This is a genomic window from Nocardia sp. (genome assembly GCF_025465275.1).
Lineage (GTDB): Bacteria > Actinomycetota > Actinomycetes > Mycobacteriales > Mycobacteriaceae > Nocardia.
In genome coordinates, this window is record NZ_JAODNK010000062.1 from 96,986 (window position 1) to 110,881 (window position 13,896).

10 protein-coding genes and 1 tRNA gene are annotated in these 13,896 nt (G+C 66.2%); 7 read left to right on the forward strand and 4 right to left on the reverse strand.

The genetic code is table 11. The annotated features are described in order from the left end of the window. Positions 1-51: 51 nt before the first annotated feature. Entirely contained in the window at positions 52-744 is a 693-nt protein-coding gene (locus JWN03_RS13985; protein WP_297614438.1) for a phosphatase PAP2 family protein, read from the reverse strand. A 125-nt stretch (positions 745-869) separates the two neighbouring features. Between JWN03_RS13985 and JWN03_RS13990 the strand changes: the two genes are divergently transcribed. Together JWN03_RS13990 and JWN03_RS13995 are read left to right on the forward strand one after the other, a co-directional pair. Beyond that, positions 870-945 (forward strand) — tRNA-Ala (locus JWN03_RS13990). A gap of 1,165 nt (positions 946-2,110) precedes the next feature. Further along, positions 2,111-2,950 carry a formylglycine-generating enzyme family protein gene (locus tag JWN03_RS13995; RefSeq protein ID WP_297614439.1) on the forward strand — a complete coding sequence of 280 codons (840 nt, stop codon included), beginning with the start codon at positions 2,111-2,113 and terminating at the stop codon, positions 2,948-2,950. Positions 2,951-3,146: 196 nt separating this feature from the next. On the opposite strand, the gene JWN03_RS14000 is transcribed toward JWN03_RS13995, so the two are convergent. After that, positions 3,147-3,866, reverse strand: coding sequence for a hypothetical protein (locus JWN03_RS14000; RefSeq protein WP_297614440.1), 720 nt, complete (start codon positions 3,864-3,866; stop codon positions 3,147-3,149). Positions 3,867-4,653: 787 nt separating this feature from the next. Here JWN03_RS14000 and JWN03_RS14005 point away from each other — a divergent pair. From JWN03_RS14005 to JWN03_RS14025, 5 genes are all read left to right on the forward strand, one after another. Beyond that, complete coding sequence (locus tag JWN03_RS14005; RefSeq protein ID WP_297614441.1) at positions 4,654-7,098, forward strand: beta-glucosidase family protein; 2,445 nt, start codon at positions 4,654-4,656, stop codon at positions 7,096-7,098. Positions 7,099-7,111: 13 nt separating this feature from the next. After that, positions 7,112-7,720 carry a hypothetical protein gene (locus JWN03_RS14010; protein ID WP_297614442.1) on the forward strand — a complete coding sequence of 203 codons (609 nt, stop codon included), beginning with the start codon at positions 7,112-7,114 and terminating at the stop codon, positions 7,718-7,720. Between the two features lie 7 nt (positions 7,721-7,727). After that, positions 7,728-8,294: a PadR family transcriptional regulator gene (locus JWN03_RS14015; protein WP_297614443.1), complete on the forward strand. Its 567-nt coding sequence runs from the start codon at positions 7,728-7,730 to the stop codon at positions 8,292-8,294. Between the two features lie 58 nt (positions 8,295-8,352). Continuing rightward, positions 8,353-9,915, forward strand: a complete 1,563-nt coding sequence (locus tag JWN03_RS14020) for a sulfatase family protein (protein WP_297614444.1) — start codon at positions 8,353-8,355, stop codon at positions 9,913-9,915. An 87-nt stretch (positions 9,916-10,002) separates the two neighbouring features. After that, entirely contained in the window at positions 10,003-11,316 is a 1,314-nt protein-coding gene (locus JWN03_RS14025; protein ID WP_297614445.1) for an MFS transporter, read from the forward strand. Between the two features lie 139 nt (positions 11,317-11,455). Here JWN03_RS14025 and JWN03_RS14030 read toward each other — a convergent pair whose 3' ends face one another. Both JWN03_RS14030 and JWN03_RS14035 read right to left on the reverse strand, forming a co-directional pair. Next, on the reverse strand, positions 11,456-12,286 hold the full coding sequence (locus JWN03_RS14030) for a tyrosine-protein phosphatase (protein ID WP_297614446.1): 831 nt from the start codon (positions 12,284-12,286) through the stop codon (positions 11,456-11,458). Positions 12,287-12,431: 145 nt separating this feature from the next. Continuing rightward, positions 12,432-13,856, reverse strand: coding sequence for an amidase (locus tag JWN03_RS14035; RefSeq protein WP_297614448.1), 1,425 nt, complete (start codon positions 13,854-13,856; stop codon positions 12,432-12,434). Positions 13,857-13,896 lie beyond the last annotated feature (40 nt).

Consider the following 13,896-nt stretch of genomic DNA (forward strand, 5'->3'; position numbering starts at 1 on the left):
ACGGACTCCAAATCACCGCCGAGTGTACGCGCGCCGCGCCGCCGCGCCTCCCTATATTTCCTTGCCCTGCTGAGCATTCAGTGAACGGGCAGTCGGTTCGTTACCAACTTGCCACCGGATCTGCACAACCTCCGCACCCAACACCACCGCGGCCCCGAGCAACACCCCGCCGACCACATCGGTGAACCAGTGCACACCCAGATACAACCGCGTCGCACACATGGCAACCACCAGCAGCACCGCCGATACCGTTGCACCCCGAGCCCGCCCACGTCCCGGCCGCGACCCGAGATACACCAGCAGCATCACCCCCACCAGCGCCGTCGTAGCGGTCGCATGCCCCGACGGATACGACGGATGCAGCGCCCCCACCAACCGCATCGCCACCGGCGGCCGCTCCCGCCCGACCAAATACTTGGTGAGAGTGCTCAACCCGGTAGCAATCAGCACAGTCCCCACCACCAGCAAGCCCACCCCGAAACTCCGCCTCCGCCACCAGGCAACCCCCGCGACGACGATCGCAATCAGGCTCGTCCGCCCCGGATCCCCGAAAAACGTGTACTCCCGCACCACAGTCGTCCACCCCGCAGTCCGATGCCCCACAAACCAATCCCACACCTCCACATCCCCGTCAACCGCCCTGCCCATGACCCAAACCTGCCAGGTGAGCAGCAAATACAGCCCGCTCACCACAACGGCCATCCAGCCCAAACCCCCCGCACACCCCCGCAGCATCCGGCCCATGCCGCCATCCTCACCGAACCCCCACCCCCAAAGGCCCCGCCACCCAGGCGTGTCGCCCACCCACCCGATTTGCAGTTCCCACCCCACCCTCGGTAACTTCATCCAGTCGCTCGTCCAACGAGCACGGGGCTATGGCGCAGCTGGTAGCGCACCTCACTGGCAGTGAGGGGGTCAGGGGTTCGAATCCCCTTAGCTCCACCATATTATTTGGCTATAACAGCTGGTTGCAGCCTGTTTTCTCATGTCTGAAACCTTATTCGTTCCCCTTTGCTGTTGACGCCGTCAGTACCTTGATCGACTTGCGGTGGATGGGATCCGTGCTCAGCCTTCTGATCTGGACTTTCTTGCTGCATTCCGGAGGAGGTGCTGGTGTCGGTCCCCTTAGTCCCTTTGCGGACATGGAGATTCAGTCTGCCGGGGTCGTGTTGTAGCGGCGGAGTCCGGTGCGGTTGGACATGCGGTTCGAATGCGTTGTTGGACAACGGGTTCGGCGGCTACGCCTCGGTTTCGGTGAGGGCTTCGGCCGGGGCGGTGTCGTGTGCTGTCGCTCGGCGCGTCCCGGTTGTCTCCGGGCGCCTTCATAGGGAGTCGTCGAGATCCCGGAATCGCTCTCCTGCAAAGGAGTTCGATTTTGCTTGTGAGTCGAGTTCGGGTGGATCCACGCGCTGGCTGTTGGAACGGACGTGGAACCCGGCCTGACTCGTTGCGTGGTCGAGCGCGTGAGATTGTCGCTGGGTAGAGGTGATTGATGTGCCGAGTAAGGATTCCTCGGGTGGTCCAGCGTGTGTCGTGCGGGCTGGTGTCGACGGGGAATTGGGGATGGCCGCTGTGGTCGCAGGTTCGATTCGTCGGCAGGGAACGAACCCGCGATCCCTGGGCCCGGGATTCTGTAATTGATCTGGTCAGGCCGAGCGGCCGAATGTGCTGGCGCGGAGGGTGTTGAGCTGCGGACGTTGTATCGCAGTGTGTGAGACTCCCTGAGGATCGGCACTGAACTGTGCCATCAGCCCACACGATCGTGGGGAACATCGGCACGGTGACAGGTGCGGCTGGTCGTCCACCGGGTTATGTGTGAACGGAAATCGGTCCTGGTCGGCCTCGCCGATAGGGGCTTCATCGGCAGTGCGCGACCGTGAAACGGTTCGCAGTCACCGCTTCGGCGAGCCCGCGAACGATCCTTTGGTGCGCTGCGGCGCGACCGCATGCACTATGTACTCTAGAATATAGTATCCGAACGGAAAGCGCATAGGAGGTCGCTGTGTACGGTGTCGAGGGACCAGCGCATTGCTGCGCGCCGAAGCGTGGGGCGTCTCTTGCACTGCCGATCTCGCCGTTGCCTCGGTCGGGATCGATCGGAGCCGAGGACATGGTTGTTGTCGCCGGCGGCGAATTCCTGATGGGAGGGCATGAGCCGGCGGGCTACGCGGCGGACGGCGAGGGTCCGATCCGGGCTGTATCGCTGTCGCCGTTCCTGATCGATGCCTGCGCGGTGACCAATGATCAGTTCGGCCGGTTCGCCGCCGGTACCGGGTATCGCACCGAGGCCGAGCGGATCGGCTGGTCCTACGTGTTCGCGGGGTTCCTGCCTGCCGCGGTGCGCCGGATCGCCGCACGTCCGGAGAGTGCGCCCTGGTGGTGCGGGGTGGAGGGTGCGAGCTGGGAGCATCCGGAGGGGCCGGGCAGCGAGCTCGGCGCGCGTGGTGACCATCCAGTGGTGCACGTGTCATGGAACGACGCGCAGGCGTACAGCGCCTGGGCGGGTAAGCGTCTGCCGACCGAAGCGGAATGGGAGTGCGCCGCCCGTGGTGGACTGGCCGGAGCCCGCTACCCGTGGGGTGACGAACTCGATCCCGACGGCGAGTACCGATGCAATATCTGGCGCGGCAGCTTCCCCGGCAAAAATACCGCGGCGGACGGCTATCGGGGGACCGCACCGGTAAATGCGTTCGCGCCCAATGGTTTTGGCCTGTACAACACCTGCGGCAATGTCTGGGAGTGGTGCGGCGACTGGTGGACCACGAGCCACGGGGCTGGTCAGCTCATCGACCCGCGTGGTCCGGAAACCGGCAGTAACAGGGTGATTCGCGGCGGCTCGCACATGTGCCACGACTCCTACTGCTTCCGCTACCGGGTCTCCGCGCGCTCGGCCAACACGCCGGACGCCGCCAGTGGCCACACTGGCTTTCGGTGCGCGAGGTCGCTGTGACAACCATGCGTCCGCATAGCAGCGCTGTAGGTTCTTGAGAACATAGAGCAGGAGGCGGACGACCGTCGGCCGCACGGAGCGCAGGGCTTCGTGCGGCCGACGGGCTACCCGATAGCGATCGGCGGGCCGGCGATAGGGGTCTGGTCCAATGTCGCGTCGTGCCCGCGATCAGGGGGTGTCGTGCGTGCGGATCAGCTCACTTCGCCGGGGCCGGGGCCGGGGCCGGGGCGGGGGCCGGGCCATTGATTGTGAGGAAGTACTGCACGGCCGCCGCGATCGCGACCGGGGCCGAGATCAGTAGGCTGCCCGCAATGGTGCCCAGCGATCCGAGTGCCATCATTCCGCCGATGCAGCCGAGGGCGGCCGCGGGAAGAAATCCGCCGAACAGCCCGATGATCGCGGCCGAGGCAACGGCGGCCCCGGCGATGCCGCCGAGCACGCACCCGACCGCCGCTCCGCCGATGGCGCCGACCGCGGTGCCGATGGTGCCGCCCATCTGCATGGTGGTGACCATTCGATTCCAGGCTGCTTGCTCGCGGTCGTAGGAGTTCTTCCAGGGCGCCTGGTCTTCGTACGGCAGCGCGATCGGCTGGTAGACCGCATGTTCGCGATCGAATTCCGGCGTGAGGGTCGCGGTGCGACCGGCGATGTCGGCGGCGATCGGAAACACGAAATCGTCTACGCGGAAGGACAATTCGGTGCCGGCGAGCACGGTCCCATCGGGGGCCTTGATGGTGAAGGTGCCATTGTCGGCCGCCATCGCTCCGCTGTCGGTCGCAATAGTCGTCGCCGTCGCACTGGTGTGGGTTGTGAAATTCACCGGCGCCGGGCCCGATTCGGGTGCGGCGACCGCTGGTGCGGCGGCCAGCGCGAGCGCTGTCGCCATCATCGCACCCGTGGTTGCGATCTTGTACATGTGTGCTCCTCGGTGTCGGTCGTCCCCTGAATCGGGAGAGCCGTGATCGGGATCCAGACCGAAATAAATTGCGGGCCTGGGAGTTTCGAGATGACGATGGGGGTGGAGCGTTCTGCGCGGGGGTTGTGCCGAGACCGGGCACGATCTCGAGGGGGCCGACGGGTCCTGATGGCCCTCGTGAAACCGGCAGGATGCGGCCCCGCTGATGTGTTCGAGATGGCTCAGCAACCATCGTGGTCCAGTGATTAAATGCGACCGAGATCACAAAGATCCAATACAAAATCTGATGATGGCGAAAGCCGTTGCCTATACGTCTGGCAGCGCGATGCCGACGCCGGTCTCCACGTCTCGAATCGGAGTTGGGGGCGCCTACCAGGGTGTGTGAGCGCAGACCTCTGTGTCTCGGTTGTAGAGATACAAGGCCGACACACTAGATGCTTATGTATATAGAGAATGCTGAGTAGCTCGTGGCAAAGCCGCACCGTGTGGGATATGTGAGCAGTTCGTTGACATGTTCTAGATTCGATGCCATTCTCAAGGTGTGTTCCTCAGAGCATCGAAGGTATGTTCCTGGGATGCTATGAAAGATGTCGCCTGCAGGACAGTGGCCTGACCGCCGCCGACTTCCTCTCGTGATCCGAGCGTGAGCACGATGGCAGCGCCGTGGATCCGCCGCCGACCCAGGCGCTCGGCGTTCGCCGGGAGTCGTCCGCCCCCGTTCCGGACTATGTTGCCACGCCAAATTGCTTCCAGCTCAGTACATTCCGTCGTCCGAAAGTCGCATCATATGGATAATCGAGATCACGCCACCGTTGTCGAATCGGCTCTCGCCCGCCTGGACCTGGATGCCAAGACCAGGCTGCTGGCAGGTCAGGACGTGTGGTCGCTGCCCGCGCTGCCCGAGATCGGCCTGCAGTCGCTGGTCATGTCGGACGGCCCGGTAGGTGTCCGCGGCCCCGCGTGGAATGCCGCGGACCCGGCGCTGACGTTGCCGAGTCCGACCGCGCTCGCCGCGACCTGGGATACCGGCCTCGCTCGGCGCACCGGCCGGGTGCTGGCGCAGGAGTCCCGCCGCAAGGGCGTCCACCTGCTGCTCGCGCCGACGGTCAACCTGCACCGATCTCCGCTGGGCGGAAGGCATTTCGAGTCCTACTCGGAGGATCCGCTGCTCACCGCGCGAATCGGCGGGAGCTATGTGGGTGGTGTGCAGGACGGCGGCGTCGGCGCGACCGTGAAGCATTTCGTCGCCAACGACGCGGAGACCGAGCGGTTCACCGTCGACAATCGCATTGATGAGCGGACGCTGCGGGAGCTCTACCTCGCCCCTTTCGAGGACATCATCGCTGCCGCGCGACCGTGGGCGATCATGTCGGCGTACAACCGGGTCAACGGCGTGACCATGACCGAACACCGGGACCTACAGGTCGGCGTGCTGCGCGGGGAATGGAATTTCGACGGCGTCGTGATCTCGGACTGGCTTGCCGCCCGCAACACCGTCGGCGCGATCACCGGTGGCCTCGATATCGCCATGCCGGGGCCGACGACGATCTACGGACCCGCACTCGCGGCGGCAGTGCGAGCCGGAAAGGTGGAGGAAGCCCTCGTGGACAACGCGGCGCGGCGGGTGCTGTTGCTCGCCGCCCGGGCTGGTCTGCTGGCCGGCGCCGAGCCCGCGGTGCCCGCGTCCGCGCTGCCCGCACCGATCGACGGACGCGCCCTCGCGCGTGAGATCGCCGCCCGGTCGTTCGTGCTGTTGCGCAACGAGGGCGGGGTGCTTCCGCTGGATCCGGTGCCGGGAAGCATCGCGTTGATCGGTGCGGCGGCGCGGGAGGCCCGCATTCTCGGCGGCGGTTCGGCCACCGTATTCCCGGAACGTATTGTGTCTCCGCTCGACGGATTGCGAGATGCGTTGTCCGGTAACACATCACTGGTCTATGAGCGGGGCGCCGATCCCGGTGACGGGCTCGGGGTCGCGGGTGTGGATTTTGTCCTGCGCACTGTCCTGCGCGATGAATGCGGCACCATCCTGGCCGATGAACCGGCCCAGCGCGGTGGCGAGATCCGCTGGCTGGCCGATGGGTTGCCCGGTGGGGTCGACTACGCGAAGCTCGCCTCGGTCGAAATCATCGGAATCTTCACCCCGCGCCGCAGTGGCGCGCACAGCTTCGGCACCAAGGGCGCGGGCGGGTTCCGCCTCATCGTCGATGGGGTCACTCTGCTCGATGATGTCGAGAGTCCGGCGCTCGTCGACCCGATCGACGCCATTACCGGGAGGTCCGTGCCGCGCGGACAGGTCGAGCTGGTGGCGGATCGGCCGGTGCTGGTCAGACTGTTGGCGTCCGCGCCCAGGCTCGAATTCGGCGCGTTGCGTGGTGTCAGTTTCGGCCTGACCCATCGTGATCCGGTGGTCGACGACGATCAGCGGCTCGACGCGGCCGTGGCCGCCGCCGCGGCGGCTGATGTCGCGGTCGTGGTGGTGTCGACCACCGAGTTCGTGGAGAGCGAGGGCTTCGATCGCACCGACCTGCGCCTGCCCGGTCGCCAAGACGAGCTGGTCCGGCGGGTCGCAGCGGTGAACCCGCGCACCGTCGTTGTGGTCAATGCCGGATCCCCGGTGGAAATGCCTTGGCGTACCGAGGTTTCCGCAATCCTGCTGACCTGGTTCCCGGGGCAGGAGGCCGGTGCCGCGCTGGCGGATGTGCTGCTCGGCGTGGCGGAACCGGGCGGCCGGCTGCCGACCACCTGGCCCGCGCGGCTGGCCGACGCGCCGGTCACCGAGGTGGTTCCCGACCACGGTGTGCTCGAGTACTCCGAGGGCCCGCACATCGGATATCGCGCGTGGCAGCGGCACGATATCTCGCCCGCCTACCCCTTCGGGCACGGCCTCGGCTACACCGAGTGGGATTACGAGTCGATCGAATCGGCTGCCGGTACGGTAAATGTCCGGGTGCGTAATATCGGTAGCCGTCCAGGCCGTGAGATCGTCCAGGTGTACGCCGCCTCGGCGGATGAAGATCCGGCCCGCCCTGACCGGTGGCTCGCCGGATTCGCGACGGTCGACGCCGCACCCGGTGAATCCGTGGAAGTGCCGATCGCGCTGCCGGAGCGCACTTTTCAACGCTGGGACGAGCACACCGGCAAGTGGGCGACTGTCCCCGGGCGCTACGAGTTGCACGCCGGACGCCACAGCGACGCGTCCGAACTTTCCGTCCCACTGCACATTACGGCCTGAGGGGGACACTCCGATGCGCGCGATCATGGTGATGTTCTACCGAGCCGTTCTCGTTCACCAAGGGGTTCGCACCATTCGGGTTCCGGGTCGCACTCTGCTCGATGCCTACCAGTTCGGCACGCTGCTGTTCGATCTGGAAGTCGATCCCGCGCAACAGCATCCGATCCAGGATGACGAGGTCGAACTGCGGATGATGACGCATCTGGTCGAGCTGATGCGCGAAAGTGACGCCCCCGTCAGCCAATACGAATGCCTCGGTCTGCCCGCCCGCGGTCCGGTCACCGCGGCGCAGCTGCAGGTGCGGGCTCAGACTACCCAGGCGGCTCGCTCGACCGAACCGCAGCCGCGGCCGGAGGAATTCCCCGAGGGGCGGCTGTCGGTGCGAACATCGATTCACGAGTTGCTGGGCGATCGGACAGCCTGTGAGATTCTACGCCGCCACGTGCCGATCATCGCGCATTCCGAGGTCCTGCAGGCGGTCGGAACGGCGTCGCTGCTGGACCTGGCGGCGGTGTCCCGTGGCGCCATGCCCCTCGAGAAGCTCCGTGCAATAGCCACTGAACTCGCTGATGTTCTTGCCACAGAGACGAATTCCGCATCAACTACCGACTCACGGATATAGGGGCCTCATGCAGCTCGACTATGTGATCCTCGGCGCGCTTTCCTTCGGCCGCTGCTCCGGATACGACCTGCGTCGGATGATGGAGGGTGGGGGCCGCTATCTCGGTTACGGCGTGCAGTTGCCGCAGATCTACCGCCGCCTCGGCGTGCTGGTCGAGCGCGGGCTGGTCCACTTCGAGGTCGATCAGCGTGCGGGTGGGCCCGACGCGAAGGTCTACTCGATGACCGAGGCCGGTCGGCAGGCGCTGCTGGAATGGGCGCGCTCGCCGTTCGAGCCGACGCCCCGGCCGATGGACTCCGATTTCAAACTGCGGTTCTTCTTCGCCGGACAGCTCGGTCGCGATATCGCGATCGACATTGTGCGCACCGAATTGGAGTACCGGTTGGAGCATGACCGTGGTTCGGCAGAGCCGCCGATCCCGCGTACCTACGATCCGCAGATTCCGGAGCTCGACCCGGATTGGGCCCGCCACATCCACACCATGGCCCACGAGCAGGGCTATGCCTCCACCGCGGCCTACATCGCCTGGTTGCAACTCACGCTGGTCCGGCTGGAGTCCGGCCGCACCTGCTGATCACGCGCGCCCTCCGGGGCGTTCGATTCACCTCACCTACGCCCCCGGGAGTTTTGTCATGCGCATTATCTATGTCGACGTCGACACGCTGCGCGCCGATCACACCACCCCCTACGGCTATCACCGTCCGACCACACCGCATCTGCAACGGCTGGCGGACAAGTCGGTGGTCTTCGATCGCTACTACTGCTCGGACTCCCCGTGCATGCCCTCGCGCACCGCGCTCACCAGTGGCCAATTCGGCATCACCAACGGCGTCATCGGGCATTTCGGCCCGGCTGCCCAGTTCCGGCTCGACGCGGGCCACGCCCCGGAGCCGGACCGGCCCCTACTCGGGCAGGCGCTGCAATTCGGCGGCTACTACACCGCCGCGGTCTCGGTCTTCGCCGAACGGCATCGCGCCTACTATTTCCACGGCAATTTCCGGGAATCCATTCGGGCGACCGCCAATTGGGGCGACGAGGATGCCGCAGATGTCAATCGCGCCGCGATCGATTGGATCCGCCGGCACGCCGAGGAAGACAACTGGTATCTGCACCTGACCTATTGGGAACCGCACACCAATTACATCCAGCCGGTCGAATGGACCGAGCGCATGGCCGAATCCGGTCCCGTACAGGAGTGGCCGGACGCCGCCACGATCGCCGAGCACGCCGAAATCTACGGTCCGCGCAGCGCATTGGATCTGAATTACACCGTGATGGGGTCCGGTAAATCGCCGGTGCCGCACAATATGCCCGACGCGATCACCGGCCGTGCCGATTTCGAGCACCTCATCAACGGCTTCGACGGGTCCATCGCCTACTGGGACCACCACTTCGGCCAGCTGATGGCGGCGCTCGAGGAGCTGGGCATCGCAGGGGACACGGCGGTGATCGTCAGCGCCGACCACGGAGAATCCCTGGGGGAGAACGGTTCCTACGCCGAGCACGGGCTGGCCAACGAGCCGACGCACCGGCTGCCCCTGGTGTTCTACTGGCCCGGTCTCACCGACGAACTGCCCGACGAGGCCCGCCACAGCGACGCACTGCTGTACAACATCGACTTCGCACCGACCCTGTGCGAGCTGCTCGGCCTCCGAATTCCGGACGGCTGGCAGGGCGAATCGTTTGCGGCCGCGGTGCGCGGCGAAACGTTGGATTCCCGTGAGTATCTCGTCTTCGGGCACGGCGCGCACACCTATCAGCGTGCGGTGCGCACCCGCGATCACCTCTACATTCGCACCTATCATCCCGGTTGCTTCCGCACGGAGTGGGAGCAGCTCTACGACGTCACCGCCGATCCCTATCTGACGACCGATCTGCTCGACCGGGAACCTGAACTGGCCACCGAGATGCGCGCCAAACTCGCGCAATGGTGGCACACCTACGCCGGACGTCCGGGGGCACTGCCGGATCCGATGCAGACCACCCTGCAAACCGGTCCGACCTATTACAACGATCCCGTCCGCTATGCCCGGCACCTGCGTGACACCGGCCGGGCGCATCTCGCACAGGACCTGGAGCAGCGGCTGGCGACGCTGAGCATCCCGGTCTCCTGGCAGCCCGCGGACCGCCCTCGCACCGAAGCGCTGCGTGCGCGGTGGATGCAGGTGCTTTCCGAAGGCGCACAACAGCACTGATCGATCGCCGCCGCACCGCCGCACGAGTCCACCCTCGACCGGCGGTGCACAACCATACCCTTTTGCTTCGACGAGGAAGTCATCGCGATGTCCAAGCCCGTACTGCCGCCCGGTACCGAACTCCCCGCCGCGCCAAAGGCCAAGGGGTGGCGGCAATTAGCGCTGCTGAGCGGCCTGCTCAGCATGGACAGCAGCGAGGCCGCGGTGGTGTCGACGCTTTTTCCGGCGTTGCGATCGGCGCTGGGTCTACCGCTGTCGGCGCTGGGCGTCCTGGTGGCGGTCTCGAAGGTCATCTGGATGATCTGCGGGCCGATCTGGGTGTTGGTCGCACAGCGCATCGGCCGTAAGAAGGTCCTGGTGGTGTTCTGCGGAGTGTGGGGTCTGTGGTCGTGCGCGGCCGGGCTGGCACAGAACTTCGCACAGCTGCTGGTGCTGTACGCCATCGCGGCGGTCGGTTATGCCGCGGGCGGGCCACTGGTCAACGGCATTCTCGCCGATCTGTTCGACGAGTCCCGCCGGGGTCGCGCCGCCGGATGGCTCTATGGCGGCACCGCGTTGATCGGCGCGGTGCTGGGTCCGCTGTTCGGTCAGCTCTCGCGGGTCCCGGATGGTTGGCGCTACGGATTCTTCGCTTCGGGGACGATCACCGTGATATTTGGGTTGATCGTCTGGCGGTTCTTCGAGGAACCGGCCGTCGGCGCGGCCGAATCGGAGGCCGCCGTCGCCCCCCGGCAGGCGCTGAACTGGTCCGATGTGCGTGGGCTGCTCGCCGGACGTACCCTGCGGCTGATCCTCGTGCAGCGCCTGGCGAGCACGCAGCTGGCAATGACCAGTTTCGGCGTGGTCTACCTGGTCGACGTGCGGCACTTCAGCACCGCCACTGCCTCGATCGTGCTCCCGTTCGCCCTGCTGACCTATGTGCTGGGCACGATAATCGGCGGATTCGTCTCCGACCGGGTGCAGCGCTGGCTCCCGCGTGCCGGGCGGCTGGGCGTCTGGCAGACCTCGGTCCTGGGCTGGGGCCTCGCCGCTGGCGCAGCCACGCAGATCGGCTGGTCCTCGATTTGGGTCTACGCGGCCATCTTCTCGGTGCTCGGCCTCCTACAGGGCTTCGTGCCGGGCACCAACCGCCCGATCGTGATGGCAGTGACCAGACCCGAATTACGCGGCGCCGCCTTCTCTTTGATGATCAGCGCCGAGTCGCTGGGCTGGGCGCTGAGCACCCTGCTGATCGGCTTTCTCGGTGATCGCATCGGATTGCAGACCACCTTCCTGTGGCTGATAGTGGTGCTGAACATTGTCAACGGCATATTCATGACCGTCATGTACCGGCCTTACCTGCGGGAATCCTCGGCTCTGCGCGCCGCCCACTCTGTCGAACGGCTCGCACCCCGGAGCTGACCCGGCACTGCCGATGCGCTCACCAGGGGGTGCTCGCCGTGACCGGTGAAGCCAAAAGCAGGCCGGAGAGCGGAAGGGCCAGGCTGGAATATGTATTCCGGCCTGGCCGCTTGCGTGTGTCAGATGCTGAAAGGTGTTGTCAGGAACGCAGTTTCGCCTTCATGGCCGAGATGTCCGCATCGGTGAGCTTCAGGCCCGCGTGCACGTAATTGTCGAAGCTGCCGTAGCTCTGGTTCACCTGATCGAACGCAGCGTCCAGCAACGAGGCGGTGACGCCGTTCTGCAAGTCGCCGTCCTTGGCGCCGCGGTAGTAATTCGACAGCAGGAAGTCGTACTGCACGGTGTCGTGGTCCACGCCCAGAATGGTCAGCAGCACAGCCGAAGCCCAGCCGGTGCGGTCCTTGCCCGCGCTGCAGTGGAACAGCACAGCGCCGTCGCCGTAAGCGATGTCGCGCAGGACATTCGAGAAGCCCTCGCTCGCGCCCGGTGCGGTGATGAACGCGCGGTACAGGTCCGTGCCCGCCACCAGCGCGGATGCTACCAAGAGCTGTGGTGGGGCCTGGCCGATGATGTCGTTGTGGTATTCGGTGGCGCCGGCCGGAACCTTGTCCACACCGATGAACTGTTGCTCGTAGCTGGTGCGTAGATCGTGCACGGCGCGCATATCGAGGCTCGCCAGGTCGGCAAGATCGGAATCCGAGGCCTTGCTCAGGTCTCCGGTGCGATAGACCAGGCCGGTCCGCACGGTGTGGCCATCGATGGTCCGGTAGCCGCCCGCGTCACGGGCGTTCACCACGCTCTCCAGATTCAGCGAACGCGCCGCCGTATCAAGGACGACATTGCCGGTGGTCGCGGGCGGCACCACCGCCGAGGGCGCGGGCTGGTCGGCCAGTGCCATGGCGGGCAGCGAGCCGAAGGACAGCGCGGAGGCCAGCATCAGCGAAGCGCCGAGCAAACTAGGTCGGATCATAAGAGTTCCTTTTCTCCAGCACCCGGCAGATTGCCAGGCTGATTAAGTCACGGCTTCCGGGGTTTCGGACCGCGACAACGCCGGCAGGCGCGAAAATGGCGCACAGATGACAGGGCCACTGCGTCGTAGAGCCGGGTGGGTTCGCTCACCAGGAGGGTCGGCGCGTGCCGTGACCGGTGGCCTGCTCGAAGGCGTATCCCGCTTGCAGCACCTGCATTTCGCCGCAATGCGGGCCGACGAGCTGGACACCGACCGGCAGGCCGTCGGTGGTGAATCCGGCGGGGACAGCCAGCGCCGGGCAGCCCGTCACGCTGATGTAGTAGGCGGACTTCATCCAATCCAGATAATCGTTCATCATCACGTCCGCGATCTGCTGCGGGTACTCGATGTCCACCGGGAACGGCGCGAGCTGGCTGACCGGAAGGAGTAGCACGTCGTAGCGGGCGAAGAATTCGCGCATCCGGTGAAAGAGCGCGGTGTGCCGGATTTCGGCGCGCCCGAGGTCGGCGGCGGTGAGTCCGAGACCGTATTCGACATTGCCCCGCAGCGTCGGCTTGAGCTGATCGAGGTGGTCGCCCATCGCCGCACCGAGCACGGTCGCCATCTGCCAGCCGCGCAGCACCCGGAAGGCGTCGTCCGCGCCGGTGAAGTCCGGACAGTCCCGTGCGACCGTGCAGCCCAGCTCCGTGAAGACCTGCGCCGCCGCCGTCACCGTCTGCGCCACCTCCGGCTCCACCGGCACCGCGCCGCCCAGATCCGGCGACCACGCCACTCGCAGCGAGCGCGGGTCGCGGGTCAGCCGGGAACCGTAGGCCGGGGGATCCTCGGTGAGCGAGATCGGGTCGCGCGGGTCGGCTCCGGCGATCACCGAAAGTAGCAGCGCCACATCCGATACCGAGCGCGCCATCGGGCCCTGCACGACCTGTGTGGCCCAGCCGAGCGGATTCGGCCACAACGGGACCCGGCCCGGCGTGGGCCGCAGCCCCACCACATTGTTGAACGAGGCGGGATTGCGGATGGAGCCGCCCATATCGCTGCCCTCGCCCAGCGGCTGTAGTCCCGCGGCCAGCGCCGCGGCGGTTCCGCCGCTGCTGCCGCCCGCGGATCTCGTGGTGTCATACGGGTTTCGGGTCGCGCCGAACAGGGTGTTGAAGGTGTGCGATCCCGCGCCGAACTCCGGCACATTGGTTTTGCCGACGCTGATCACCCCGGCTGCGCGCATCCGTTCGATGCTCAGATCGTCGTGGTCGGGGCGATAGTCGGCGAGCATCGGGAAGCCGTGGGTCGTTGGCAGGTCGGCGGTGTTGTGAGTGTCCTTGTGCGCCATCGGAAGTCCGTGCAGCGGGCCGACCGGCTCACCGCGGGCGAGGCGCTCGTCGGCGGCGGCCGCCGCCGCCATGGCCTGTTCGGGGCGGAGCGTGACAATCGCGTTCAGCCGCGGGTTGAGCTGTTCGATGCGCTCCAGATGCGCGCCGACCACCTCGCGCGCGGACAGTTCACGGGTGCGCAGGCGGCGGGCCAGTTCGGTGGCGGGAGCATCACAGATCTCTGGGTGCAACGGGTCGGTCACGAACACTCTCCGGGGTCGGTGCGGGCACGGTGCCGGAAGC

Excerpts from the sequence above, each read along its gene's own strand:
- JWN03_RS13985 (WP_297614438.1), bottom strand. The coding sequence starts at position 744 with ATGGGCCGGATGCTGCGGGGGTGTGCGGGGGGTTTGGGCTGGATGGCC.
- JWN03_RS13995 (WP_297614439.1), top strand. The coding sequence starts at position 2,111 with ATGGTTGTTGTCGCCGGCGGCGAATTCCTGATGGGAGGGCATGAGCCG.
- JWN03_RS14000 (WP_297614440.1), bottom strand. The coding sequence starts at position 3,866 with ATGTACAAGATCGCAACCACGGGTGCGATGATGGCGACAGCGCTCGCG.
- JWN03_RS14005 (WP_297614441.1), top strand. The coding sequence starts at position 4,654 with ATGGATAATCGAGATCACGCCACCGTTGTCGAATCGGCTCTCGCCCGC.
- JWN03_RS14010 (WP_297614442.1), top strand. The coding sequence starts at position 7,112 with ATGCGCGCGATCATGGTGATGTTCTACCGAGCCGTTCTCGTTCACCAA.
- JWN03_RS14015 (WP_297614443.1), top strand. The coding sequence starts at position 7,728 with ATGCAGCTCGACTATGTGATCCTCGGCGCGCTTTCCTTCGGCCGCTGC.
- JWN03_RS14020 (WP_297614444.1), top strand. The coding sequence starts at position 8,353 with ATGCGCATTATCTATGTCGACGTCGACACGCTGCGCGCCGATCACACC.
- JWN03_RS14025 (WP_297614445.1), top strand. The coding sequence starts at position 10,003 with ATGTCCAAGCCCGTACTGCCGCCCGGTACCGAACTCCCCGCCGCGCCA.
- JWN03_RS14030 (WP_297614446.1), bottom strand. The coding sequence starts at position 12,286 with ATGATCCGACCTAGTTTGCTCGGCGCTTCGCTGATGCTGGCCTCCGCG.